Below are 24958 nucleotides of genomic sequence, written 5' to 3' on the forward strand. Positions count from 1 at the left end.
TCAGACCGGATCCGAGATGCGCTTGTACTGGTCCGGGCGGCGATAGAGCGCGAAGTTGAAGTTCACTTTGCGGCACGTCTCGATCAGGTCGAGATCGGCGCGATGCACGATGACTTCGTCGTCGAGCGACATGGCCTGCGCGGCGATCTCGCCGGTCGGCGCGATGATGCAGGAGCCGCCGATCAGCGCCTGCCCGTCTTCCAGCCCGGCCTTCGCGGCGGCGCCGATCCAGAGCGTGTTCTGGTAGGCGCCGGCCTGCATTGGCAGGTGATTGTGCAACATGCGCAGATGCGCCAGCGCCGGCGCCTCGTCGAGCAGGAGCGGTGTGTTGTAGCCGAGCAGCGCCACCTCCGCGCCGTTGAGGCATAGCATGCGATAGGTCTCCGGCCAGCGGCGATCGTTGCAGATGGCCAGCCCGACGCGGACGCCGCGATAATCGAAGACCGGAAAGCCGAGATTGCCGGGCTCGAAATAACGCCGTTCGAGATGCGTGGTGGTGCCCGCCTTCGGCTCGCTCGAGCCCGGCACATGCATCTTTCGGTAACGGCCGATGAAAGCGCCGTCCGGCCCGACCAGATCCATCGTGTTGAAATGATGCGTGCGGCCGTCTTCATGCGCAAGCTCGCAGTAACCCAGCGCGAAGCCAACCTTCAGCCGCGCCGCCGCATCATAGAGCCGCCGCGTCTCCGGGCCTGGCATCGAGGCTTCGAAGAACGCGTCGATCTCGGCCTCGTCGTCGATGCGCCAGCGCGGGAAGAAGGTGGTCAGCGCCATTTCCGGAAACACCGCGATCTCGGCGCCGGCAGCCGCTGCCTTTTCCAGCAGATGTACCAGCCGTCCGACCGTCTCGACGCGCGTGGCGCTGCGCTGGATCGGTCCGGTCTGGCAAACGGCGATGGTCAGGCATCGAGCCATGGTGTCCAATCCTCGACTGGTTTTCCTGAAAATGTGGGATCGGCTGCCGTTCGGGCCACAAATTGCCCGAAGCCAGGTTCGGCCTGCAATTTGCCGTCGGCGACCACCGGCACGCCGCGCACCAGGACGGTGGTCGGCTTGCCGGTAACGACCCTGCCCTCATAGGGCGTGAAATCGACCCGCGAATGCAGCGCCTGATGCCCGAGCGTCCAGCGCGCCGACGGATCCCACAGTGCCAGGTCCGCGTCGAGCCCGACGGCAATGCGACCCTTGCGATCGGCGAAACCGTAGATCGAGGCGGCATTGCGCGAGGTGAGATCGAGATAGCGCTCGAGCGTCAGCCGGCCGGTCAGCAGCCCTTCCGAGAACAGCAGCGGCAGACGCGTCTCGATGCCGGGGATGCCGCTTAGCGTCGTGGTGAAGCCGGGCGTTTCGGACCGGCCGATCTTGTCGGCGAAGTAATAGGGCGAATGGTCGGACGACCAGAGGTCGATGCCGCCATTGATCAGCTCTTGCCACAGATGCTCATGGCTGCGCGGCGAGCGCGGTGGCGGCGAGAAGACGAAACGCGCAGCGTCGATTGGAGACCGATCGAGATCGGCGCCGCCAAGGAAGAGATATTGCGGGCAGGTCTCGGCGATGGCGTCGACGCCGCGCTGCTTCGCCCGCGCCACCTCCTCCGCCGACTGCCAGGACGAGACATGCACGATGGTCATCCGCGCGCCGGTCATCTCGCCGAAGGCCAGCGCACGATGGGTCGCCTCGCGCTCCATCGTCTCGCTGTGGGCGACGACATGGTAACGGATGTCGGTGCGGCCGAGATCGATGAGACGCTGGCGCGTGCGCCGGATCGCGGCGTCGTTCTCGGCATGCACCATGACGATCCAGCCCAGCCGCCGCGCGGAATCGAGAACCTTGAAGAACAGATCGTCGTCGACGGCAAAACCCAGATAGGTCATGAACAGCTTGACCGAGGCGATGCCGCGCCCGGCAAGCGCCTCAAGCTGCGCCTCGACATCGGCGCCGGTGCCCATGGTCACCACGGCATGCAGCCCATAGTCGATCACGGCACGTCCCGCCGCGCGCTCCAGCGCGCGGTCGATGGCGCCGATCGTCGTCATGTCCTGTCCGGGCATGCCGAACGGCACGATGCAGGTGGTGCCGCCGAACGCCGCTGAGATCGTGCCGGAATAGAAATCGTCGGCATTGCCCGCCCCGCCCCAGACCGGCTGGTCGAGATGGCAATGCGCATCGATGCCGCCGGGCATCACCCAACGGCCGCCGGCATCGATCGACTTCTGGCCGGAGAGATCTTTGCCGATGGCGGCGATCAGCCCCCCGTCGATGCCGATGTCGCACTCGGCCCAGCCATCGTCGAGCGCCACGCGCCCGCCTCTGATCACCAGCTCATGCATTGGCGTTCCCTCGCCGGCCGGCTCAACCGACGGCCGCCGTCACCATGATCTCGACGCGATACTGGTCGCCGGCAAGCCGCGCTTCCACCGTGGCGCGCACCGGCATGGCGCTGCGGTCGATCCAGGCGTCCCAGGCGGCATTCATCATCTCGAAATCGGCGATGTCGCGGAGCCATATCTGCGCGCTCAAAAGCTTCGACTTGTCGCTTCCGGCCTTGGCCAGAAGCGCGTCGATCTTGGCGAGGATCTGCTTGGTCTGGCTCGTGGTGTCGCCGGAAAGATCGTCCGCGGTCAGTCCGGCCACATAGACGGTGCCGTTGTAGCGCAGCACCCGGCAGAAGCGCTGCCCGTTTTCGAGACGCTCGATCGTCATGGCTCGTTCCCTTCCGCTGGTTCCCGGTTCTTGGCTTTTGCCTATGGTAAGGAGGGTGCAAAACCGCTGTAAAGCCCGCGCCGCGCCGCGACACCGCTTTCCTTTGCCGGCATGGCCAAAAAAATTTAAGCCATAGCCGCGTCAATCTTCGTTTGTGGCAACCACGGCAGAGTGTAGCTTCTGCTCGGGCTGCCCGTCGGTCAACGGTCACGCCAAGGGAGCCACTGCAGCCGCATCCATGAGGTCGATCGCTCAATCCGCGGCGCGGCTCTGGCAGAATGCAGAGCGCTCCCGCGCCATGCTGCCCATCATGGTCGGCGTCTGCCTTGCCTGCATCGGCAGCGCCATGCTGACCACCGCCGTGTCGCTGCATCTCGGCAAGCCCGGCATTTCTCCTCAGGTCGTGCAGATCGTGCTGACCGCTTATCCCGTGGGCTTCCTCGTCGGATGTCTGGTGACGCGCCCGGCGGTTGCGCAATATGGCCATGAGCGCACTTTCGTAGCGATCCTGGTGCTGGCGTTGCTGGCGGCCTCCGGCTTCGTTTTCACCGACTTCCTGCCAAGCTGGATCTGCTTCCGCCTGCTCGGCGGCATGGCGATGGCGTCGCTCTTCGTCGTCTGCGAAAGCTGGATCAACCTCTATGCCGAGCAGCACAATCGTGGCGCGCTGTTCTCGCTCTACATGCTGACGACGGCAATCGCCGTGCTGCTCGGGCAGCTCCTTGTCGGCTTGGTCGGCCCGCAATCGCCGCATTTGTTCATGGTCGCGGCCGTGACCGTGCTGCTGGCGCTGGTCTCCAAATTCGTTGGCGGACGTTGGCCGGCGCTGCCTGCAACCGATCCGGAGCATGCGGGTTCAGCGAGACCGGTCAAGCGCCTCGGCCCGCTGGCGCTATTCCGGCTGGCGCCGGTCACGGTCGTCGCCATCTTCCAAGGCGGCATCACCAATATGAATATCTTCGTGCTGACGCCGATCTACGGCACCCAGATCGGGCTGCCGGCGGCGACGACGGTCGGGCTTGTCACGACCATCAGCATCGCCGGCATGCTGGCGCAGACGCCCGTCGGCTGGCTGTCGGACAGGTTTGAGCGGCGCATCATCCTGCTTGTCCAGGGCACTCTGTCCGTCACGCTCTGCGTCGCGATTGCATGGGTCGGCAATTCTTCGGTGCCGCTGCTCTTCGTGCTGTTCTTCGTCTATGGCTGCACGGCGCTGACCGTTTATCCGGTGGCGATGGCGTTCGGCGCCTCGCAACTGCACAGCCACCACATGGTCGGCGCTTCCGGCACGCTGCTCCTGCTCTATTCGATCGGCAATGTCGCGACGCCAGGCATTTCAGCCGGCCTGATGCAGCATATGGGTGCACCGGCTATGTTCCTGCTGCTCGGCGGCGGCGCAGTGCTGGTCACGCTCGCTGCCTGCTACAATCTGTTGCGCCGGCCGGTCACGCTGACGGCCATGCAGGCGATTGAGGAGCAGGTCTGATGACGGATTTGAATCGCCTTGAGAGCAAAGTCATCCTGATCGCCGGAGCTGCCAGCGGCATCGGCGCGGCGATCGCCCGACGCTGCATCGACGAAGGAGCAAGCGTCGTCTGCGCAGACTACGAAATGGAGCCGGCGACAAAACTTGCCGAAGCGCTCGGGCCTTCCGCCACCGCTTGCCAGTGCGACGTGACGAACATCGACTCCGCCAGATCGGCCGTCAACTTCGCCGGGAAAAAATACGGCCGGCTCGACGGGCTGGTGCACAATGCCGCGGCGCCCTCGACCAGCGCCACCGTCGTCAACCTCGACGAAAGCGCATGGCGGCATGAGATCGATGTCGGGCTGACCGGCGCCTTCCTGATGAGCAAGTTCGCACTGCCGCTGATCGCGGCGAGCGGCGGCGGTTCGGTCGTCTTCATCGGTTCGCAATTCGGGCGCGTCGCCACCACCAGGGCCGTGGCCTATTGCGCTGCCAAGGCCGGCCTGATCCACCTTGCCAAGGCGATGGCCGTCGACCACGCGCCCGACAAGATCCGTGTCAACAGCCTGTCGCCGGGTGCCGTGGCGACGACGCGGCTGCTGCGCCGGTTCGCCGATTTCGAGGCGGCCAATGCAGGCCTCGGGCCTGCCCATCTGCTCGGCCGCATCGCCGAGCCCGACGAGATCGCAGCGGCGGCGGCTTTCCTGCTTTCCTCCGACGCCTCCTTTGTCACCGGATCCGACATGCTCGTGGACGGCGGCTATGCGACGCGCTGAACCCGAAACCTTTTCTCCGTAGGAGTTCCCATGACCCTGCTCGTCACCGGCGGCACCGGTTTCGTCATGAGCGTGGTCGCCCGCGCATGGCTGGATCGCGACCCCAAAGCCCGCGCCGTGATCCTGGACCGGTCCGGCCTCGACGCGGCGGCCGAAAAGCACTTCGCACCGGTGAGCGACCGGTTGACGGTGATCTCCGCCGATATCCTTGACCAGAAAGCCTGGTCCGCGACGCTCGACAAGCAAGGCATCACTGCGATCGTGCATGGCGCGACGATCACGCCGATCTCGCGCGGCAGTGCCTCCGAGGCAAAGCGCCAGCCGGAGGCTGAAGACCCGGCCCGCATCGTCGACGTCAACCTCATGGGCACCGTGCGCATGCTGGACTGGGCGCGCACGAATCCGGACCTGAAACGCTTCATCTATGTCAGCTCCGGCTCCGTCTACCGCCACAATGGACCCGACTGGGCGAGCGAGCCGTTGCCGGAGGACGGTTATGTCGCGCCGCTGACCCTTTACGGCATCTCGAAATTCGCCTCCGAGATGGTCACCAACCGCTATGCCGACCTGTTTGGCCTGTCGGCAGTCTCGGTGCGGCTCGCTTCCGTCTACGGTCCGATGGACCGCGCCACCGAGAGCCGCAATTTTCGCCATGTTCCGAACCGCGTGGCGCATATGGCCCTGGCCGGCGAAACGATCAGGCCGAACAGCCTCGAGCCCGTCGGCGACTACCTGACCTCGACCGACGTTGCCGCGGCGATCTTGGCGCTGATCGATGCTCAGCACCTCAACTACCGCCACTACAACATCGGCTCCGGCTCCAGCCAGACCATCGGCGAGATCATCGGCTGGGCAAAAGAACGCGTGCCGGGGCTGAAGGCCGAGGTAACATCAGGCGAAGACGCCAACATCGTCCAGGATGTGCGGCTGAAAGGCGGCATGTGGGGCGCCTATGACATCGCCCGCATCATGCGCGACACAGAATGGCGGCCGCGCCCCGGCAAGGAGGCCTTCCACGCCTACATGGACTGGATTGCCGCCAACGAAAGCTGAGTCAAACCAAGCCGAAGGAGGACGAGAGATGCCGACCGAACCGCAGCAAGCGCAGCAGCCGCGCGACTTTGTCGGCTACGGCCCGCACCCGCCCTTCGTCACCTGGCCGGGCGGGGTCAAGCTCGCCGTCAACCTCGTGCTCAACTACGAGGAAGGGTCGGAATACAACTGGCTGGAAGATGGCCGCAACGACAATTGGGGCGAATACAATCTGACCGGCAGCATGCCGGTGCGCGACCTCGGCACCGAGACGCATTACGAATATGGCAGCCGCGCCGGCGTCTGGCGCCTAGCCAGGCTGTTCGAACGCTACGACATTCCGGTCACCTTTTCCGCCTGCGCCGTGGCGCTCGAACGCAACCCGCCTTTGGTCGAGTGGATGAAGGCGCGCAGGCACGACCTGATGGGCCATGGCCTGCGCTGGATCGACTACACGACCATGGAGCGAGGCGAGGAAGAGCGCCATCTGCACGAGGCGATCGCGCTTTACGAAAAGCTGCTCGGCAAGCGCCCGCTCGGCTGGAACTGCCGCTCGCTGCCGAGCGTCAACACGCGCGATCTTCTGGTCGAGGAGGGCGGCTTCCTCTACCACTCCGATCCCTGCAATGACGACCTGCCCTATTTCCTCGACCACCGCGGCACCGAGATTCTCGTCGTGCCCTACTCCAAGACGCTCAACGACAGCCGCTATCTCGTGGCGCCCGGCTACGGCAATCCGCGCGACTTCGCCGAGGACTGCCGCTCGGCCATCGACTACATGCTGGACGAGGCTGACGAGACCTGCGGCCGCATGCTGACCATTGGCATTCACGCCCGCTGGACGGGCCAACCCAACCGGGCATCGGGCCTGCGCGAGGTGATCGAGCATGTCCGGCAAAGCGACGGCGCCGCCTTCATGCGCCGCGAGGACATCGCGCGCTTTTGGCACGCGAACCACGCCCGCTTCGAGCAGCGCGGCTGAGGGATGTTGGAGACGCTGATCCGCGGCGCGACGGTGGTGAACGCCGATGGCCTCAGCAGCGGCGATATCGGCATTGCCGCGGGCAGGATCGCCGCAATCGTCGCGCCAGGCGAAGCCGCCGGAGCCAGGACAGTTGTCGACGCCGCCGGCAGCTTTCTGCTGCCCGGCCTGGTCGATGCGCACGCCCACCTGCGCGAGCCCGGGCTGACGCGTAAGGAAGATTTCTCCTCCGGCACCCATGCGGCGGCGCTCGGTGGCGTGACCACCGTGCTCGACATGCCGACCGACGAGCCTTGGGCGGCCACGGCCGAGCAACTCGCTGACAAGATGGCGACCGCCGCAAACCGCATCCATGTCGATGTCGGCCTGCAGGCCGTGGTCAGCCGCGACCTGTCGCTCATCCCTCGCCTGCTCGACCTCGCGCCGGTCTCGTTGGAACTCTTCACCGCCGACGTGCGGGACGAATTCCTGTTTGCAACGCTCGACGCAGTTGCCGAGGCTCTCAAAGCGTTCGCGGGCGCAGATACGCTGATCGGCATCTCGCCCGGCGATCAATCGATTCTCACCGGTAGCGCCGCGCGCGACCGCTCCGGCAGCATCGCCACCTTCCTGGACAGCCGGCCGCCCCTCGCGGAAGCCAACGGCATCGCCCGCGCGCTTATTGCTGCCGCCTCCACCGAAACAAGGATCCATGTCCGCCAGATCAATTCCGAACTGGTGTCGAGACGTGGAGCCGATTGCGCGGCATGGCCGACGCAAGCGTAGAAACGACGCCGCAGAACCTGTTCCTCACGGCGCAGGATTACGAAACGCAGGGCGCCAATCTCAAGGCCTCGCCGCCACTGCGCTCGCCGCATGATGTCGACGCGCTACGTGCCGCGCTCAGCGCGGGACTGATCGACATCGTCGCCACCGATCATGCCCCGCACGCGCCGGCCGAGAAGGCGGCGGCCTACGCGGCTTTCGCCGACATTCCGGGCGGCATGCCGGGGCTGCAGACGCTGCTTCCGACCATGCTGAGGCTGGTGGACGAAGGGCTCATCGCCTTGCCCGACCTGGTGCGCATGTGCTCGCGCACTCCGGCCGAGCGCTTCGGCCTCGGCCGGCGCAAGGGACGCATTGCCGTCGGCTACGACGCCGATTTGCTCATTCTCGACCCTCACCAATCCAGCGCCATCACCAACGCCGATCAGGTGTCGCGGGCCGGCTACACGCCGTTCGACGGCTGGGCCGTGAAATCGCGGCTGACAAACGTTTCCTGCGTGGCCGCGAGATCGTTTGCGACGGGCGGCTGGTCGGCCCGGCGCAAGGCAAGATCGTCAACCGGGAGAGCTGAACCATGGCCATGCTCGCCAACAAGACCGCCATCGTCACCGGAGCGAGCTCCGGCATTGGCCGCGCCATCGCGCTCAAATTCGCCGCCGAAGGGGCCAATATCGTCGTCGCCGACACGCTGGAGCAGCCGATCGAGGGCGGCCAGAGCACAGTCGAGTTGATCCGCTCCTCCGGCGGCAATGCCGTCTATATGAAAACCGATATCTCGGACTGGAGCGCCGTCGACGCGCTTGTTGGCGCGACTGTCGATCGCCTCGGGCGGCTGGACGTGATGGTGAACAACGCCGCTATCTACACCAGCACCAACCTGATCGAGACGACGCCGGAACAATGGAGCCGCGTCATCGGCGTCAATCTGACCGGTTTTTTCTATTGCAACAAACGCGCCGTCACGCAGATGCTGACCCAGGCGCCGGTCAACGAGGTGCGCGGCCGCATCATCAACATCTCCTCGCAGCACGGCATGGTCGCCTGCCCCGGCGATTTTCCCTACTCCGTGAGCAAAGGTGGCATCGTGCAGATGACGCGCCAGATCGCGGTCGACCACGCTGACGACCTCATCGTCTGCAACGCCATCGCACCTGGAAAAATCATCACCGGCAAGCCGGGAGTCGCCAACGATCCTGACGCGCTCGACTATTCACGCCGCCGCACACCCTGGCCACGGCTCGGGCATCCGAACGACGTGGCAGGCGCGGCGCTATTCCTCGCCAGCGACATGGCAAGTTACGTCACCGGCATTAACCTGATGGTGGACGGCGGCTGGATGGCCGGCTGACGGTCGGCCGGTCCCCGGCGGCAGGAACCTTTGCGGAAACCGCTCGTTGACCCTCCTGCGAGGGGGCCAACGATATCTGGGACCCGTTGCCTTGGACGCCAAAACTGAAAGAAAAGAGCGCGAAACCGCTCCCGCTGGGAAAACGCGGGCTCAGCCCCGCTCCGATCGGCAGCAGCGCCCGCCGGGCGATCAAAAACGCGCGGAAAATGAGCGCGCGGACGATAAGCGCGCGCAAGACACGCAGGCGAATGACAGTCCGTCGGACGGCAACAAACCCGGCCTCATCAGACGCCATCCCTACATAGCGGCGATCGCTGCCATCCTCATCCTGTTGGTCATCGCGGCCGTGGTCATCTGGTGGATCAACGCGCGGCAATATGAATGGACCGACGACGCCTTCATCGACGCCCGCACCGTGACGATCGGCGCGGAAATTGCCGGGCGCATCACCGATGTCGCCGTCACCGACAACCAGCCGGTCGAGGCCGGCGCGGTGCTTCTGCGCATCGACGACAGCGATTATCAGGCCTCGCTCAAACAGGCGGAAGCCGGCGTGGTGGCGGCGCGGGCCGAGATCGCCAACGTCCAGGCGCAGACCCAGGCGCAGAACGCCAAGATCGATGCGGCCGAAAAGCAAGTGGCGCAGGCGCAGGCGGCGCTCGAATTTGCAAAATCGGAGGACCAGCGCAACCGTGAGCTCCTGGCCAAGGGCACGGCGACACAGCAGCAGGCGCAGCAGGCCGCTTCGACCTTACGCCAGGACCAGGCGGCGCTGGACGCCGCCAACGCCAATGCCGAGGCGGCTAAAAGCCAGCTCGCCGTTCTGCAGGCGCAAGGCAAGAACGCCGAAGCCAAGCTTCGCCAGGCTGAGGCCGCCGAGAACCAGGCCAAGACCACCCTCACCCGCACCACCATCATGGCGCCTGTCGCCGGACATGCCACCAGCATCACGGCGGCAAAAGGCACCTATGCGCAGCCCGGCCAGGTGCTGATGATGTTCGTGCCCAACAACGTCTGGGTGAAGGCCAATTTCAAGGAGACGCAGCTCGATCTGATGCGGCCGGGCCAGCCCGTCGACATCGCCATAGACGCCTATCCGGAAAAGACCTTCCATGGCCATGTCGACAGCGTTCAGGCCGGAAGCGGCACGGCGTTCAGCCTGCTGCCGGCAGAAAACGCCACCGGCAATTTCGTCAAGGTGGTGCAACGCGTGCCGGTCAAGATCGTCTTCGACCAGCCGCCTGGCGTCTACCTCGGTCCGGGCATGTCCGTGGTGCCGACGGTCAAGGTCCGATGAGCGATGCCGCGACAGCAACGGGCGACCAAAGCCGTTCCGCCGCCGGCGGGCGCAACCCCTGGCTGATCGCGATCGTCGTCTCGATCGCGACCTTCATGCTGGTGCTCGACACCTCGATCGCCAATGTGGCGCTGCGCAACATCGCCGGCAGCCTGGCCGCCGGCATGGACGAGAGCACATGGGTGATCACCACCTATCTCGTCGCCAACTCCGTCATCATCCCGGTCAGCGGGTGGCTGACCAGCGTCATCGGCCGCAAGCGCTACTACATGATCTGCGTCGCGACCTTCACGCTGTCGTCGTTGCTATGCGGGCTGGCGCCAAACCTGCCGACGCTGATCGCCTTCCGCATCCTGCAGGGGCTCGGCGGCGGCGGCATGGCGCCAAGCGAGCAATCGATCCTCGCCGACACGTTTCCGCCCGAAAAGCGTTCGCAGGCCTTTGCACTCTACGGCATCGCGGTGATCGTCGCGCCGACGGTCGGGCCGACCATCGGCGGCTGGCTGACCGACAATTTCTCCTGGCATTGGATCTTCTTCATCAACGTGCCGTTCGGCATCATGTCGCTGGCGCTCGTGCAATGGCTGGTGATCGAGCCCGACATCCTCGAACGCGAGCGGCAGGAGCGGTTGAGCAAGGGGCGGAAGGTCGACTGGATCGGCTTCATCCTGGTAGCGATGGCGCTGGGCTGCCTCGAAGTCTTTCTCGACGAAGGCCAGCGCAACGATTGGTTCGCCTCGACCTTCATCACCACTTTCGCCGTGATCTCGGCCGTATCGTTCCTGCTGCTGGTCCCCTGGGAGTGGACAAGGCGCGATCCGATCGTCGACATCCGCCTGCTTTTCAGCCGGCAATTTCGGCATGTCCTTCCTGGTCATGATGGCGGTTGGCGCCGTGCTCTTCAGCACCACGCAGCTTTTGCCGCAGTTGCAGCAGACCACCTTCGACTACACGGCCACCCTTTCCGGCCTGTCGATGATGCCGGGCGGCATTGCCATGCTGATGCTGATGCCGATCTCGGGCTTTGCCGCCGGCTTCGTCCAGCCGCGTTATCTCATCATGCTGGGCATGTCGGTGGTCGCGGTTGCGCTCTGGCACACGACCTCGCTGACGCCCGACGCCAGCTTCAGCTTCTTCGCCTATGCGCGCGTCTATATGATGATCGGCCTGCCGTTCCTGTTCATCCCGATCTCCACCGCCGCCTATGTCGGCCTGCCGCCGCAGAAGACCGACCAGGCCTCCTCGCTGATCAATGTCGCGCGCAACATCGGCGGCAGCATCGGCGTGTCGCTGTCCAACACGGTGATTGCCCAGAACGCCCAGTTGCACCAGGCGGTGCTGGTCGGCCACACCGGGCAATCGAGCGACACCTATCAGCAGACGCTTCGTCAGGTGACGAACCATTTCGTCGCCGAGGGATCGCCGCTGATCGAGGCCAGGCAGCAGGCTGTCGGCTGGATCGGCCAGGAGATCGGTCGCCAGGCCTCGTTGCTCGCCTATGTCGATGTCTTTTTCTACTGCGCCGTGGCGACGGCGGTCCTTGTGCCGTTTGCCCTCTTGCTGCGGCCGCCCAAACAGGCGCCAGCGAAACGTTAGCTATTCCATTGTCCCGAGCTTGCGCCTTAGCGTCCTCCGCGCCAAGCTGGCGGCCTCTGGAGGAATCTCATGCGCAACATCACGGCATCGGCGCTGTTTTTGGCGGCGGCATTCTTCACGACCAGCGCAAACGCGCTGGACAGCTCGAACACACCCGTCGTCGTCACGCCGCTGGCATCGAAGACGACGACCGCGTCCGGCCAGCCGATCACGCTGCCGCAAAAGAATGTCGAGGTTCAGGTCTCTGCCTATCAGATCGCCCCGGGCACGACGCTCCCGGTGCACAAGCACCCCTTCCCGCGCTATGCCTATGTCGAGCAAGGCACGCTAAAGGTGACCAATGTTGAGACTGGTGTTGCCAACACCTACAAGACCGGCGACTTTATCGTCGAGATGATCGGCCAATGGCACCAGGCCACCAATATCGGCGCCGATCCGGTGAAGCTTCTGGTGATCGACCAGGTCGAGCAAGGCGCCAAGAACACCATCCTGAAGCAGTAGCTGACCGGCCCCTCGTCTCGAAGCGGCCTCTCGCCTCACCCCCAGGCACCCACGGGTTGCCTGGTCGTGGCGTTCAGGCGGTTGAAGGCGTTGATCAGCGCGATCTGGATCACCAGGGCGGCGAGCGCCTTGTCGTCATAGTGACGCGCGGCCTCGTCCCAGACATCGTCCGGCACCGCGTCGGACCGGTCGGCCAGGCGCGTCGCGGCTTCCGCCAGCGCAAGCGCCGCGCGTTCGGCGTCGTTGAAGTAAGGCGTCTCGCGCCATGCGGATACGGCAAAGATGCGCTCGTCCTACTCGCCTGCCTTCTTCAGCTCGCGCGCGTGCATGTCAACACAGACGGCGCAGGCATTGATCTGGCTGGCGCGCAGATGAATGAGCTTGCGCGTGACGTAAGGCACGTCGCCGGCTTCGGTCGACTTGTCGAGCGCCAGCAGCGCCTGCAGCGCGCCGGGAATGAGCATCACCGGGTTCTTCAATCTTGCTTCCCCCATCCGTCTCCTCAAGTTCGTGCAGCCAACAGGCCCGTATCAATCGATAACTTTTCAGTTATGAATTATCCATAACTTTGGAGTTATGCGTTGTCAAGCGCCTTCCCTGACTGGACCGATGGTTGCGGCTTTCGCGATGGCGCGCCCGATGGTAGGGCAGGACATCTCCTCGAAAGCATGGATGAAACCTGGTGGTGGACACGCAAAAACCCCTGATCGAGATCTGCGTCGAAGGCATTGACGGGCTGCTTGCCGCGCAGGCCGCCGGCGCCGACCGGGTCGAGCTCTGCGCCAGCCTGGTCGAGGGCGGCATCACGCCGAGCCTCGGCACGGTGCGCGCCGCGCTCGAAAGCGCGACCGTCCCCTTCCACGTGATCGTACGGCCGCGCGGCGGCGACTTCCTCTACAGCGAGACCGAATTCCGCTCGATGCTGGCAGATGTCGAAGCGCTTCGCGAGCTCGGTGTTGCCGGTGTCGTCGTCGGCTGCCTGACCGCGGACGGTGCCATCGACGAGGCGCGAATGAGCGCACTGGTTCAGGCCGCCGGCCCGCTCAATGTCACCTGCCACCGCGCCTTCGACATGACGCGCGATCCTGCCGAGGCGCTCGAGGCGCTGATCCGCTGCAAGGTCGGCCACGTGCTGACCAGCGGCCAGCGCGACTCGGCGGTCGAAGGGGTCGAGCTTCTGGCAAAGCTCGTGCGACAGGCCGGCTCGCGCATCATCATCCTCGGTTGCGGGGCGCTCGCGCCCGACACGATCGGCGACGTGCGCAGGCGGACCGGATTGACCGAGATGCATTTCGCCGCGCTAGCGGATGTGCCGAGCGCGATGCGCTACCGCAACCCGAATGTTGGCATGGGCGGCACCGATCTTGACCGCGAATACCGCAATACGGTGACTGACGAGGCCCTGGTGGCGGCGACGATCGCGGCCGCGAGAGCCTGATGGCCAGGACGATGGCCAAGCAGTTGCCGGCGATCGAACAGGTTTCGCCCGCAGACGAGCCCGTCATCCTCGCGCTCAACAATGAGCACGCGGCAGAGCTGTCCTGGCTCGAACCGGAACGGCTTTCATTCCTGCTCGGCGAAGCTTTCTACACCCGCCGCATCGGTGTGCTCGAAGCCTTCATCCTATGCTTCGACCAGGAGGCCCGCTACGACAGCCCGAACTTCCTCTGGTTTCGCAAGCGCTATCCGCGCTTCGTCTATGTCGACCGCGTGGTGGTCGCCGCCGCGGCGCGCGGCCGCGGCCACGCCCGGCGGCTCTATGAGGATCTGTTCGAGCAGGCCCGGCGCGCCGGCCACACGATCGTCACATGCGAGGTCAATGCCGAGCCGCCCAACCCGGCTTCCGATGCCTTCCACGCCGCGCTCGGTTTCGCCGAGGTCGGCGATGCGGTGATCCATGGCGGCAAGAAATCGGTGCGCTACTGGGCGAAGCCCATCACCTCCTGACCGGCATCCGGTCCACTGGCCAGAAGAACAAGCCGCAGCTAATATAGAAGCTCAGCTGGCTGGGGGGCGACATCATGGCGAGCAATGTCTTCCGCTTCGACGAAAGCTGGGACATCCCTGAAGGCAGCCCCCAGGAAGTGTGGGACGTGCTGTCGGACGCCCAGTTGCTGCCGCTCTGGTGGGGCGATGCCTATAAGGAAGTCGAGCCGCTCGACAAGAAGGGCAAGGGCGTCGTCGGCGCCCGCGCCAGGGCACGAGCGCGCGGCGCCCTGCCCTATGAGCTGAACTTCATCATCGAGGCTGCCGAGCTCATACCCGGCCGGCTGGTGGTGGTAAAAACCTTCGGCGATTTCGACGGGCTCTGGCGAGCGGAGCTGTCTCCTTTGGGAAGCGGAACGCATGTCGATCTGGTCTGGCAGGTCACCGTCGAGAGGCCGATCCTCAAATTCCTGGCGCCGCTGCTCAGGCCCGCCTTCGCCTGGAACCATCGCTGGACGACGCCGCGCGGCGAAGCCGGGCTTCGCCGCTATCTCGCCGCCCGGAAGAACGGCAAGGCCTGACCTCACCAGTTGCGGTTAAGCCAGCCGCGAGCCGGTTTCTCGACGATGTAGTAGCTCGCCAGCGCGCAGGCGAACACGGCCGCCAGCATCGGCACCGGCACGCTGCTGCGCTCATCGACGAATTTGTAGAAAGGCTGCTGCCAGAGATAGAGCGAATAGGACCATAGGCCGAGCATCACCATCGGCCGCGACGACAGCAGCCCCGTCAGGTAGCCGCCGGCGAAGTCGAGCGTGTTGACGGCCAGCGCCAGCAGCGGCACGGCGACGAGATAGTGGATCGGGGTCGGCACCGGATCGAGGAACAGCAATACGCCGGCAATTGCGGCTGCAAGCGCCACATGCTGGCTCCTCAGGAAAGCCGGCAGGCGGTCGTCGGCCTTGAGCAGGCAGATCGCGGCGGATAGCAAGATGGAAGCGATATGCACGTCGGTGCGCCAATAGGTGGTCTCGTAGCTCATGCCGAGAAGCCCATACGAAATGGCGCCGTTGGCCATTGCCAGCAGCGCCAGCACGACCAGCAGCCGCACGACATTCGCCCTGCCGGTGACGACCACGCTGATCAGCGCCAGCAGGATATAGGAGTGCTCCTCGACGCAGAGCGACCAGATGTGGTCGAGCGCGCCGGCGCGGGTGATGAAGATGCCGGCGTAATTGTAGGTGAAGGTCAGCGCCGTCAGCGCCGCCTTCCATTTAAACATGATGAAAGTCCCGGCAAGGCCGATCATGGCGGCAATCACGAACACCATCAGCGCCGGATAGATGCGCGAAAAGCGGCGCTTGAAGAATTTCTTCAGCGGAAAACGCTCGATGAACAGGATCTCGCCCATCAACCGGCCGCTCAGTACGAAGAAGAATTCGACGCCGAGCACGCCGAGGTTGATGCCTGGAACCGGAAAGAAATGACCGATCAGCACCAGGGCGATCGATAGGCCGCGCCAGCCGTCGAGATAGGCCAACCTTGCGCGTGCCGCTTTGTCTTCTGACGCCCGTGGCAAGGCACCGGCGGTCGCGGAGATGTCGGTCATGCCCGTCTTTCGCAACTCGAGGCCCCACACGGCATTACCGCGCCGGAACCGCTTCGTCTCCCGCCACGCTTATTTTGCAGTGCGGGATATTATTGTGCAAGTGCGAAGCCACGAATTCTCGGGGTATGCCCGCCAAGTGGTTGCGAATGCAAAAGAAAAGGGGCCGCGACGGTCCCTTCCTTCATCCGGGTCGAAAGCGTTTCAGGCGTTGGCCGCGGCTACCGCGCGCCTGGCCATCACCGCGATCAGACTGGCGCGGTAGTCGGCGGAGGCATGGATATCGCTCATCAGCCCCTTCGCCGGCACTTTGAGGCCGTCGAGCGCCGAGGCGTCGAAGCTCTTCGCCAGCGCAGCCTCGATTTCCTTGGAGCGGAAGACGCCGTCCTCGCCGGCGCCGGTCACCGCCGCCCTCACCCCGTCCTTGCCCTTGGCCACGAACACGCCGACAATGGCGTAGCGCGAAGCCGGGTTGCGGAACTTCTGATAGGCCGCCTTGGCCGGAGCGGTGAAGCTGACGGCCGTGACGATCTCGCCCTCCTTCAGTGCCGTCTCGAACAGGCCCTTGAAGAATTTGTCCGCCGCGATCTCGCGCTTGTTGGTGATGATCGTCGCGCCAAGCGCCAGCAACGCCGCCGGATAGTCGGCCGCCGGATCGTTATTGGCGATCGAACCGCCGATCGTGCCCTTGTAGCGCACCGCCGGATCGCCGATCAGCGATGCCATATGCGCCAGCGCCGGGCAGGCCTTCTTCAGCTTCTCGTCGGTGGAGACGTCGTAATGCGTGGTCGCCGCACCTATGGTGACCGTCTTGCCTGACACCTTGACGCCCTGCAGATCCTTCAGCCTCGACACGTCGACCAGGTCCGACGGCGCCGCGAGCCGCGTCTTCATGGCCGGGATCAAAGTCATGCCGCCGGAGAGAAGCTTGGCGTCGCCGTTCTTCAGCAGCTTGGCGGCATCTGCGACCGAGGCAGCGCGGTGATAGTTGACTGAGTACATGAAATCCTCCCCTGAAGTGGTTAGGCAGTAGTGAGTAGTCAGTAGTTAGAAGGGAATGGCTGCGGCCGACTCCCTATTCGCTACTCACTACTCCCCTACTCACTCATTTCTTCGCACGGATCGCCGACCACACGGTCGACGGCGACGCCGGCATGGCGATATCGACAACACCGAGCGCATCGGTGATGGCATTGATGATCGCGGGCGGCGAGCCGATCGCGCCGGCCTCGCCACAGCCCTTGATGCCGAGCGGATTGCTGGGGCAAGGCGTGTTCGAGGTGGAAACCTTGAATGACGGCAGGTCGCCTGCTCTCGGCATCGTGTAATCCATATAGCTTGCGGTCAGCAGCTGCCCGCTTCCGTCATAATGGGCTCCTTCGAGCAGCGCCTGCCCGATGCCTTGCGCGATGCCGCCATGCACCTGGCCCTCGACGATCATCGGATTGATGATGTTGCCGAAATCATCCGCCGCGACGAACTGGATGATGTCGGTGACCCCGGTCTCCGGATCGATTTCGACCTCGCTGATGTAGCAGCCCGCCGGGAAGGTGAAGTTCGCCGGATCGTAGAAGGCGGTTTCCTTCAGGCCCGGCTCCATGCCGGCCGGCAGATTGTGGGCGGTGTAGGCGGCAAGCGCCACCTGGAACCACGGCAGGCTCTTGTCGGTGCCGGCGACCTTGAACTCGCCATTCTCGATGACGATGTCGCCTTCGTCCGCTTCGAGCAGGTGCGCGGCGATCTTCTTCGCCTTGGCCTCGACCTTGTCGAGTGCCTTGGCGATGGCCGACATGCCGACGGCGCCCGAGCGCGAGCCATAGGTGCCCATGCCCATCTGCACCTTGTCGGTATCGCCATGGACGATCGAGACGGAATCGATCGGCACGCCGAAGCGCTGTGTGACCAGTTGCGCGAAGGTGGTCTCATGGCCCTGGCCATGACTGTGCGAGCCGGTCAGCACCTCGATGGTGCCCACGGCGTTGACGCGCACTTCCGCCGATTCCCAGAGGCCGACGCCGGCGCCGAGCGAGCCGACCGCCGACGACGGCGCGAGGCCGCAGGCCTCGATGTAGCAGCTCATGCCGATGCCGCGCAGCTTGCCGCGCTTCGCCGCATCCGCCTTGCGCCTGGTGAAGCCGGCATAGTCGGCGGCCTTCATCGCCGCATCGAGCGAGGCGCTATAGTCGCCGGCGTCATAATTCATGATCACCGGCGTTTGATGCGGGAAGGAGGTGATGAAGTTCTTGCGCCGCAATTCCGCCGGCGACACGCCGAGCTCGCGCGCGGCGGTTTCCATCGTCCGCTCCAGAAGATAGGTGGCTTCCGGCCGCCCTGCCCCACGATAGGCATCGACCGGCGCGGTGTTGGTGTAGACGGTGCGTACATTGGCGTGGATCGCCGGGATGTTGTACTGGCCCGACAGCAGCGTGGCGTAGAGATAGGTCGGCACGCAGGACGAAAACAGCGACATATAGGCGCCGAGATTGGCTATCGTGTCGACCTTGAGGCCGGTGATCCGGTTGTCCTTGTCGAACGCCATCTCCACCATCGAGACGTGGTCGCGGCCATGCGCGTCCGCCAGGAAGCTCTCGGTGCGGTCGGCCACCCATTTGACCGGGACGCCGGTCTTCTTCGAGGCCCACAGGCAGACGATCTCTTCCGGATAGATATAGATCTTCGAGCCGAAGCCGCCGCCGACATCCGGCGCGATGACCCTGAGCTTGTTCTCGGGCGCGACGTTGTAGAAGGCGCTCATCACCAGCCGCGCGACATGCGGATTCTGCGATGTCGTCCAGCAGGTATAGTGGTCCTCTGCCTTGTCGTAATGGCCGAGCGCCGCTCTTGGCTCCATGGCATTCGGCACCAGCCGGTTGTTGACGATCTTCATGCGCGTGACATGGGCCGCCGACTTGATCGCCGCGTCGGTCGCCTTGCCGTCGCCGAGCTCCCAGTCGAAGATCAGGTTGTTCTCCGCCTCGGCATGGACCTGCGGCGCACCGGACTGGATCGCCTTCGTGGCGTCGACCACCGCCTTCAGTTCCTTGTAGGTGATCTCGACCGCTTCCGCCGCGTCGCGCGCCTGGCCCTTGGTGTCGGCGACGACGATGACGACCGCGTCGCCGACATAGCGCACCTTGTCGACGGCCAGAGGCGACCACGCGCCCATCTTCATCGGCGTGCCGTCCTTGGAATGGATCATCCAGCCGCAGATCAAATTGCCGATGCCGTCGGCCTTGAGCTCCTTGCCGGTGAGCACGCCGACGACGCCGGGCATGCCTTGAGCCTTTTTCACATCGATCTTCTTGATCTGCGCATGCGCGTGCGGACTGCGCACGAACACAGCATGCTTCATGCCGGGAACCACCATGTCGTCGACATAGCGGCCGCCGCCGGTGATGAACCTCTTGTCTTCCTTGCGCGCCACGCGAGCGCCTACGCCTTCGATACCCATGGGAAATTCCTCCTCCGGTAAATGGTGAATTGTAAAATGGTGAATGGTCGAACGTGCCAGCCAGCGGCACTATTCACCATTCACTATTCACCATTCACTCTAAGCTGCCTGCTTCGCCTTGCCCTTCGACCCCTTCGCCATCGTTTGCGATGCTGCGAGGATCGCCTTCACGATGTTGTGGTAGCCGGTGCAGCGGCAGATATTGCCTTCGAGCTCGGTGCGCACCGTCGCCTCGTCGAGGCCCTCGGGATGACGCGCGATCATGTCGGTCGCCGTCATGATCATGCCCGGCGTGCAGAAGCCGCATTGCAGGCCGTGATGCTCCTTGAAAGCCGCTTGCACGGGATGCAGCTCGGCGCCGTTCGCCAGCCCTTCGATGGTGACGATGGTCGAGCCTGAGGCCTGAACAGCCAGCATCGTGCAGGATTTCACCGCCCGGCCGTCGACATGCACGACGCAGGCGCCGCATTGCGACGTATCGCAACCGACATGCGTTCCGGTGAGGCCCAGATGTTCCCGCAGGAAATGCACCAGCAACGTTCGGTCCTCGGCGCTCCCGCTGACCCGTTTCCCATTCACAGTCAACGACACGTCCGACATGCAACCTCCCTGGGTATTAACCTTGGTTATCACTTGCCGATGCCGTGCTTCGGCAGTGCGTTATTCGGGGTAGCGTACAACGGTCAAAACAGCGCTGCCAGCGCTCCGCTCCTTGTACTTTCGGTCATGGCCGGCATGCTGTTGGGCACGCTTGCCGGCCCATTGCCAAATCAGTGATTGAGGGCAAAGATGCCCTCGACGCGGAGCGTGCCTGGCACGCATAAGGAAAAGACACGCATAAAACCGCGTCGGAGGAATTACGGAGAAGGTAGCTGGCCAGTTCGAGCACACGCTATGCGTCGGGCCTTTCGGCGCTCACCACGGATGAGCCCGACCCGAATGCCTTTGCGCGGGCCATCGCCGCCGAAGCGGCAATCGTCGATGCCGGCTTCGCGCTCCTGTTCTTCTCCCAAGGCCTGGTCGACGCGGCGGCGCTGGCGCAGGCGCTGAAAGCATACGCGCCGTCGCTCGCCTATGCCGGCTGCTCGACCGCCGGCGAGATCACGCCGCAGGGACTGGAGGAAGGGCATATCCTTGCCCTGCTTTTGCCTTCGGCGTCGTTTTCAACCGTCTCCATCATGGTCGAAAACCTCTCTTCGTCCAGCATGGACAGTATCACCGGCGAGGTCGCGGCGTTGCGGCGCCTGCTGCGCGGGCGCATCGGCCACGACCGCTCCAAGGGAATATTCGCGCTCTGTTTCATCGACGGGCTGTCCTATGCCGAGGAAGCGGTGACCTCGGCGATCCACTGGGGGCTGGACGATGTCCCGCTGATCGGCGGCTCGGCCGGCGACGACCTCAAATTCGAGACGACCAGGCTGATGGCCAATGGCCGGGTTGCCTCCGACAGCGCCATCGTCGTGCTGGTCGCAACCGAGATCCCCTTCCACGTCTTCAAGACCGACAATTTCATCCCGACCGACGAGAAGCTGGTGGTGACGGCGTCCGACCCCGACCATCGCATCGTGCGCGAATTCAACGCCGCCAACGCGGCGGAGGAATATGCGGCCTCCGTCGGCATCGTGCCGCAGACGCTGACGCCGCTGAGCTTTGCGTCGCACCCCGTCGTGGTGAAGGTCGGCGGCGAATATTATTGCCGATCGATCCAGCGCATGCACCCTGACGGCTCGCTGTCCTTCTTCTGCGCCATCGACGACGGCGTCGTTCTGTCCATCGCCCAGCCGAAGAACATGGTGGAAGCGACGCGCAGCGCTCTCCAGGATGTCGAGCACAGGCTCGGCGGCATCGACATGATCCTCGGCTTCGATTGCGTGCTGCGCCGGCTCGACGCCCGCAACCGCCAGGTTTTTCGCGATATCTCCGAGCTCTACCGGACCAACAAGGTCATCGGCTTCGGCACCTATGGTGAGCAGTACCGCTCGATGCACCTCAACCAGACCTTCACCGGCATCGCCTTCGGCGAGCGCCAGGCGGCCGAGTGAGCGCGATGCCGCTTCGCGACATCAACGACATCGAACGGCTGAAGAAGATCAACGCAGCGCTGGTCAGCCGCGTCGAGCGTTCGATGGACCAGCAGGGCAATGCCTTCTCGCTGTTCCAGACCGCGATTTCGCTGGAAAACCGGGTGCGCAACCGCACCGAGGAATTGCACGCGACGCTGCGCAGGCTCGAGCAATCGAACATCGATCTCAGCGCGGCGAAGGAAAACGCCGAGCTGGCGAACCTCTCCAAGACCAGGTTCCTCGCCGCCGCCAGCCACGACGTGCTGCAGCCGCTCAACGCCGCGCATCTGTCGGTCTCGGCGCTGGCCGAGGTCCAGACCAGCGAGGAAGGCAAAAAGCTGGTGCGCCAGGTCGAGCGCTCGCTGGAGACGATGGAGGACCTCTTACGCACGCTGCTCGACATCTCCAAGCTCGACGCCGGCGTTGTGCAGCCCGAAATCGGCGACGTCAGCCTGGAAACGCTGTTTTCCTCGCTGCGCTCGGATTTCCAGCCCGAGGCTGAGAAAAAAGGCCTGTCGCTGAAGTTCCGGCCGGTCAATGTCGTGGTGCGCTCCGACCGCACGTTGCTCAGGCGCATCCTGCAGAACATCCTCTCCAACGCGCTGCGCTACACCCGCTCCGGCGGCGTGCTGGTCGGCACCAGGCATCGCGGCGACACCATCCGCATCGACGTCGCCGACACCGGCTGCGGCATTGCCGAGGACCAGCGCGAAGCGGTGTTCGAGGAGTTCCATCGCGGCACCTCGACGCTTGCCGACGGCGGGTTGACCGGCGGACTGGGGCTGGGCCTCGCCATCGTGCGCCGCATGGCGGCCGCGCTGGGCCATCCCGTCACCTTTTCCTCGAGGGTGGGGCGCGGCACCATCTTCCACATCGACGTGCCGATCGGCATGGCGCCCGCCGAGCCGGCGACGGCCGTCGCCGACATGGACCGTCCGCGCGGCTACGGCCTCTTCGGCACCAAGGTCCTGCTGGTCGAGAACGACGCCGACGTGCTCTCCGCCATGACCTCGCTGCTCGAACGCTGGCAGTGCCTGGTGCGCGCCGCGACCTCGACCGACGACGCGCTCGATCTTCTGGGCGACACCGACTGGGTGCCCGACATCATCATCGCCGACCAGCATCTCGACGGCGGCGATCTCGGCACCGCGACGATAGCCGAAGTGCGCGACTATCTCGGCCGTCCGGTGCCGGCCCTGATCGTCACCGCCGACGGCTCAGAGCTCGTCGCCAAGGCCGCCCGCGCCGCCGGCATAGAGCTGATGCGCAAGCCGCTGAAGCCGGCACAATTAAGGGCGCTGCTGGCGCATTTGTTGGCTTGACTAAGGATGACCAGGATCACCGCCTTTCTCTCCGTCAGATCAGAGACGCTGGCTCCCCACGAAATATCTGATCTCCTGGAAATGGATGCCGACCGGGACGTCATCAAGGGCAGTGAGAGGACGCCTCCCCAACTCCGACCAAAGTACCACGGCTGGAACATCAGTTGCCGGTTCGACGACTATGTGGATCTCGACCTAGCCATACGCGAGTTGGCCTTGAGGCTTGGAGAAAAAGTGGAAAACCTGTTTCGGTTACGCAATCATGATCAGGTGAGTGAGATATGCGTAAGCGTAGCGATTGCCCCGGAGCATGAGAAAATTCCACTGTTTTTCTCGAGGGAGACGATAGCCTTTCTAGGCAAAATCGGAGCGTCGTTGGATATTGAATATTTTCCGGAATAGTTGGGGCCGCGCCAGGGCCGCTCGCGCCGCCGGCATCGAGCTGATGCGCAAACCGCTGAAACCGGCGCAACTGCGCGCGCTGCTGGCGCACTTGCTGGCTTAGGTTGCGCCATAGGAATAGTGCACCGTCACCGTAATTACCGATGGGCTAAGGGGTTTCGGAGACGTGGCTCCCAAATCGAGTCCACTGGCAACTACAGGCTTTCAAGCCAACTTCGAAGTTTTTGACCGAGCAACAAGTAAGAGGATATCGAACGTTCACGTTCAGGTGGCTTAATGATAATAATAAAGCATATATATAGCCGAGACCTTTTGGTTGACGGTAGAATTGTTTCTTTGTGGTCTCTTCCAAAGCAAGCGAACATTTACTTAAATATTAGAGTTACGATAGGATTTGATGAAAATTCCTTTGAAGAAGTTTTTGATTCTGCGATTATAACTGGGAGTCTCGTGCAAAAATGCGCAGGAGCCGAGACCGATCCGTATAACGGAAAAGTATTCACGTACCCAGAATTTGACCCCAATTTTATAAAAGAAGATATCTACAGCAAGATAAATGCTTGCAATATGTTAGATTTTAGTGATAGTATTTCAGAATTGGCGAAGATGATGCAATGGGATTTTGAGGGAATGCAGTAAAAATTGGAAACTAACCTGACGTTAAACTATTTGGCTCTCACCTCAAACCAACCTGATCCCGAACAGATCCGCATTGTCCAGCCTCAAAGCCTCGATCACCGCTGCGTCCTGCCGTACACATTGAGCCTGCGCAAAATCTCCCAGACATGCGCCTTCACGTGAATTACAGTGACAGTGCACTCTTTACGCTAAATCAAAACCCCGCCTGATCCCGAAACAACTCCGCATTGTCCAGCTTCGACACCTCGATCACCGCTTGCGTGCGGCTATACACATTGAGCTTGCGCAGGATCTCCGAGACATGCGCCTTCACGGTCGTCTCGCCGACCTGCAGCTCGTAGGCGATCTGCTTGTTGAGCATGCCCTGGCGCAGCATCTGCAGGACCCTGAGCTGCTGCGGCGTCAGCCTCGCCAGGCGCTGCACCATGTCGGCGCGGTCGGTGCTCTCGGGGTCGGGCGGCTGGCCCTCGTAGTTTTCCGGCACGTAGACGGCGCCATCCATCACCGAGCGGATGGCGGCGGCGAGATCGCTCTTGCGCGCGGACTTCGGGATGAAGCCGGCCGCGCCGTAGGACAACGCCTCGGAAATGATCTTCGGCTCCTCATAGCCCGACACGATCACCACCGGCAGCCGCGGGTAGCGGGTCCTGAGTTGCAGCAGTCCTTCGAAGCCATGCACGTCGGGCATGCTGAGATCGAGCAGGGCCAGGTCGAACGGCTTGGCGTCGGCAAGAAGCTCGATCGCTTCCGCGATCGAGCGCGCCTCGACCGTGTCGACGTCCGGATAGGCCATCTGCACGGCGCTGTGCAGCGCCTCGCGAAACAGCGGGTGGTCGTCGATGATCAGGAAGCGGGCGCGGTCGCTGACGGAGCTCATTGCAAAGGTTCGGGCATGGGTTCGATTTCGTCGGTACAGGATAGTCCGGTCACCATGGCCAGATTATTGGCAAATAGTATATCGCCCAATGGTACAGGGCCCCAATGGTACAGGGCATTGCCATTGAAACGACAGGCCGATGCGCGCGTGAGCGTCCTCAGTCTTGCCCGCCCTTTGAAATCGGCCGAAGGTGCGCACGATTCACGT

The 24958-nt window shown here is 63.8% G+C and carries 24 protein-coding genes and 2 pseudogenes; 17 read left to right on the plus strand and 9 right to left on the minus strand.

The window, feature by feature from the left end; all coding sequences use genetic code 11:
- Genes CK230_RS01155 through CK230_RS01165 form a run of 3 tightly spaced genes read right to left on the minus strand, consistent with a single transcriptional unit; the run spans position 1 to position 2703 of the window.
- Complete coding sequence (locus CK230_RS01155) at positions 1–915, minus strand: nitrilase-related carbon-nitrogen hydrolase (RefSeq protein WP_095815378.1); 915 nt, start codon at positions 913–915, stop codon at positions 1–3.
- Positions 900–2330: a dihydropyrimidinase gene (gene hydA / locus CK230_RS01160; protein WP_095815379.1), complete on the minus strand. Its 1431-nt coding sequence runs from the start codon at positions 2328–2330 to the stop codon at positions 900–902. Before hydA ends, CK230_RS01155 begins: the two co-directional genes overlap by 16 nt.
- A 22-nt stretch (positions 2331–2352) precedes the next feature.
- Positions 2353–2703, minus strand: coding sequence for a RidA family protein (locus tag CK230_RS01165; protein ID WP_095815380.1), 351 nt, complete (start codon positions 2701–2703; stop codon positions 2353–2355).
- Positions 2704–2941: 238 nt separating this feature from the next.
- Here CK230_RS01165 and CK230_RS01170 point away from each other — a divergent pair, with 238 nt between their 5' ends.
- The 10 genes and pseudogenes from CK230_RS01170 to CK230_RS01210 all read left to right on the plus strand — a co-directional run bounded on the left by CK230_RS01170 (position 2942) and on the right by CK230_RS01210 (position 12468).
- Entirely contained in the window at positions 2942–4189 is a 1248-nt protein-coding gene (locus CK230_RS01170) for an MFS transporter (RefSeq protein WP_095815381.1), read from the plus strand.
- Entirely contained in the window at positions 4189–4947 is a 759-nt protein-coding gene (locus CK230_RS01175; protein ID WP_245429779.1) for an SDR family oxidoreductase, read from the plus strand. The genes CK230_RS01170 and CK230_RS01175 overlap by 1 nt, the downstream gene beginning before the upstream one ends.
- 30 nt (positions 4948–4977) lie before the next feature.
- Positions 4978–6000: an NAD(P)-dependent oxidoreductase gene (locus tag CK230_RS01180; protein ID WP_095815383.1), complete on the plus strand. Its 1023-nt coding sequence runs from the start codon at positions 4978–4980 to the stop codon at positions 5998–6000.
- Positions 6001–6028: 28 nt separating this feature from the next.
- Positions 6029–6961 (plus strand): polysaccharide deacetylase family protein, encoded by a 933-nt coding sequence (locus tag CK230_RS01185; protein ID WP_095815384.1) that lies wholly within the window; start codon positions 6029–6031, stop codon positions 6959–6961.
- Between the two features lie 3 nt (positions 6962–6964).
- On the plus strand, positions 6965–7726 hold the full coding sequence (locus CK230_RS33475) for a dihydroorotase family protein (RefSeq protein ID WP_245429780.1): 762 nt from the start codon (positions 6965–6967) through the stop codon (positions 7724–7726).
- Positions 7708–8457, plus strand: a complete 750-nt coding sequence (locus CK230_RS33480; RefSeq protein ID WP_245429781.1) for a dihydroorotase family protein — start codon at positions 7708–7710, stop codon at positions 8455–8457. The genes CK230_RS33475 and CK230_RS33480 overlap by 19 nt, the downstream gene beginning before the upstream one ends.
- Positions 8352–9074, plus strand: coding sequence for an SDR family oxidoreductase (locus CK230_RS01195; RefSeq protein ID WP_245429805.1), 723 nt, complete (start codon positions 8352–8354; stop codon positions 9072–9074). Before CK230_RS33480 ends, CK230_RS01195 begins: the two co-directional genes overlap by 106 nt.
- A 91-nt stretch (positions 9075–9165) precedes the next feature.
- Complete coding sequence (locus tag CK230_RS01200; RefSeq protein WP_095815386.1) at positions 9166–10371, plus strand: HlyD family secretion protein; 1206 nt, start codon at positions 9166–9168, stop codon at positions 10369–10371.
- Positions 10368–11967 (plus strand): annotated as a pseudogene (locus CK230_RS01205) (DHA2 family efflux MFS transporter permease subunit). The gene CK230_RS01200 and the pseudogene CK230_RS01205 overlap by 4 nt, the downstream one beginning before the upstream one ends.
- A gap of 69 nt (positions 11968–12036) precedes the next feature.
- Positions 12037–12468, plus strand: coding sequence for a cupin domain-containing protein (locus tag CK230_RS01210; RefSeq protein WP_095815387.1), 432 nt, complete (start codon positions 12037–12039; stop codon positions 12466–12468).
- 35 nt (positions 12469–12503) lie between these two features.
- Here CK230_RS01210 and CK230_RS01215 read toward each other — a convergent pair.
- Positions 12504–12962, minus strand: a pseudogene (locus CK230_RS01215) (carboxymuconolactone decarboxylase family protein).
- A gap of 185 nt (positions 12963–13147) precedes the next feature.
- Between CK230_RS01215 and CK230_RS01220 the strand changes: the two are divergent.
- The 3 genes from CK230_RS01220 to CK230_RS01230 all read left to right on the plus strand — a co-directional run bounded on the left by CK230_RS01220 (position 13148) and on the right by CK230_RS01230 (position 14975).
- Entirely contained in the window at positions 13148–13906 is a 759-nt protein-coding gene (locus CK230_RS01220; protein WP_095815388.1) for a copper homeostasis protein CutC, read from the plus strand.
- Positions 13906–14415: a GNAT family N-acetyltransferase gene (locus tag CK230_RS01225; protein ID WP_176479979.1), complete on the plus strand. Its 510-nt coding sequence runs from the start codon at positions 13906–13908 to the stop codon at positions 14413–14415. Before CK230_RS01220 ends, CK230_RS01225 begins: the two co-directional genes overlap by 1 nt.
- Positions 14416–14489: 74 nt before the next feature.
- Complete coding sequence (locus CK230_RS01230) at positions 14490–14975, plus strand: SRPBCC family protein (protein ID WP_095815389.1); 486 nt, start codon at positions 14490–14492, stop codon at positions 14973–14975.
- A 2-nt stretch (positions 14976–14977) separates the two neighbouring features.
- Here CK230_RS01230 and CK230_RS01235 read toward each other — a convergent pair whose 3' ends face one another.
- The 4 genes from CK230_RS01235 to CK230_RS01250 all read right to left on the minus strand — a co-directional run bounded on the left by CK230_RS01235 (position 14978) and on the right by CK230_RS01250 (position 20048).
- A complete protein-coding gene (locus tag CK230_RS01235) occupies positions 14978–16000 on the minus strand; it encodes an acyltransferase (RefSeq protein WP_095815390.1) in 1023 nt (340 codons plus the stop codon).
- Between the two features lie 201 nt (positions 16001–16201).
- On the minus strand, positions 16202–16999 hold the full coding sequence (locus CK230_RS01240; protein WP_095815391.1) for a xanthine dehydrogenase family protein subunit M: 798 nt from the start codon (positions 16997–16999) through the stop codon (positions 16202–16204).
- A gap of 103 nt (positions 17000–17102) precedes the next feature.
- A complete protein-coding gene (locus CK230_RS01245) occupies positions 17103–19448 on the minus strand; it encodes a xanthine dehydrogenase family protein molybdopterin-binding subunit (RefSeq protein WP_095815392.1) in 2346 nt (781 codons plus the stop codon).
- A gap of 99 nt (positions 19449–19547) precedes the next feature.
- Positions 19548–20048 carry a (2Fe-2S)-binding protein gene (locus tag CK230_RS01250; RefSeq protein ID WP_095815393.1) on the minus strand — a complete coding sequence of 167 codons (501 nt, stop codon included), beginning with the start codon at positions 20046–20048 and terminating at the stop codon, positions 19548–19550.
- Between the two features lie 446 nt (positions 20049–20494).
- Here CK230_RS01250 and CK230_RS01255 point away from each other — a divergent pair, with 446 nt between their 5' ends.
- The 4 genes from CK230_RS01255 (at position 20495) to CK230_RS32260 (ending at position 23874) form a co-directional block, all read left to right on the plus strand.
- Entirely contained in the window at positions 20495–21490 is a 996-nt protein-coding gene (locus tag CK230_RS01255; RefSeq protein ID WP_245429806.1) for an FIST N-terminal domain-containing protein, read from the plus strand.
- A 5-nt stretch (positions 21491–21495) separates the two neighbouring features.
- Positions 21496–22833, plus strand: a complete 1338-nt coding sequence (locus CK230_RS01260; RefSeq protein ID WP_095815395.1) for a hybrid sensor histidine kinase/response regulator — start codon at positions 21496–21498, stop codon at positions 22831–22833.
- Between the two features lie 6 nt (positions 22834–22839).
- Positions 22840–23235, plus strand: coding sequence for a DUF4279 domain-containing protein (locus CK230_RS01265; RefSeq protein ID WP_095815396.1), 396 nt, complete (start codon positions 22840–22842; stop codon positions 23233–23235).
- Positions 23236–23511: 276 nt separating this feature from the next.
- Positions 23512–23874, plus strand: a complete 363-nt coding sequence (locus CK230_RS32260) for an Imm8 family immunity protein (protein WP_141245969.1) — start codon at positions 23512–23514, stop codon at positions 23872–23874.
- Positions 23875–24067: 193 nt separating this feature from the next.
- On the opposite strand, the gene CK230_RS01270 is transcribed toward CK230_RS32260, so the two are convergent.
- A complete protein-coding gene (locus CK230_RS01270; RefSeq protein WP_095815397.1) occupies positions 24068–24751 on the minus strand; it encodes a response regulator transcription factor in 684 nt (227 codons plus the stop codon).
- Between the last annotated feature and the right edge of the window lie 207 nt (positions 24752–24958).

Source organism: Mesorhizobium sp. WSM3859, assembly GCF_002295065.1.
Taxonomy (GTDB): domain Bacteria; phylum Pseudomonadota; class Alphaproteobacteria; order Rhizobiales; family Rhizobiaceae; genus Mesorhizobium.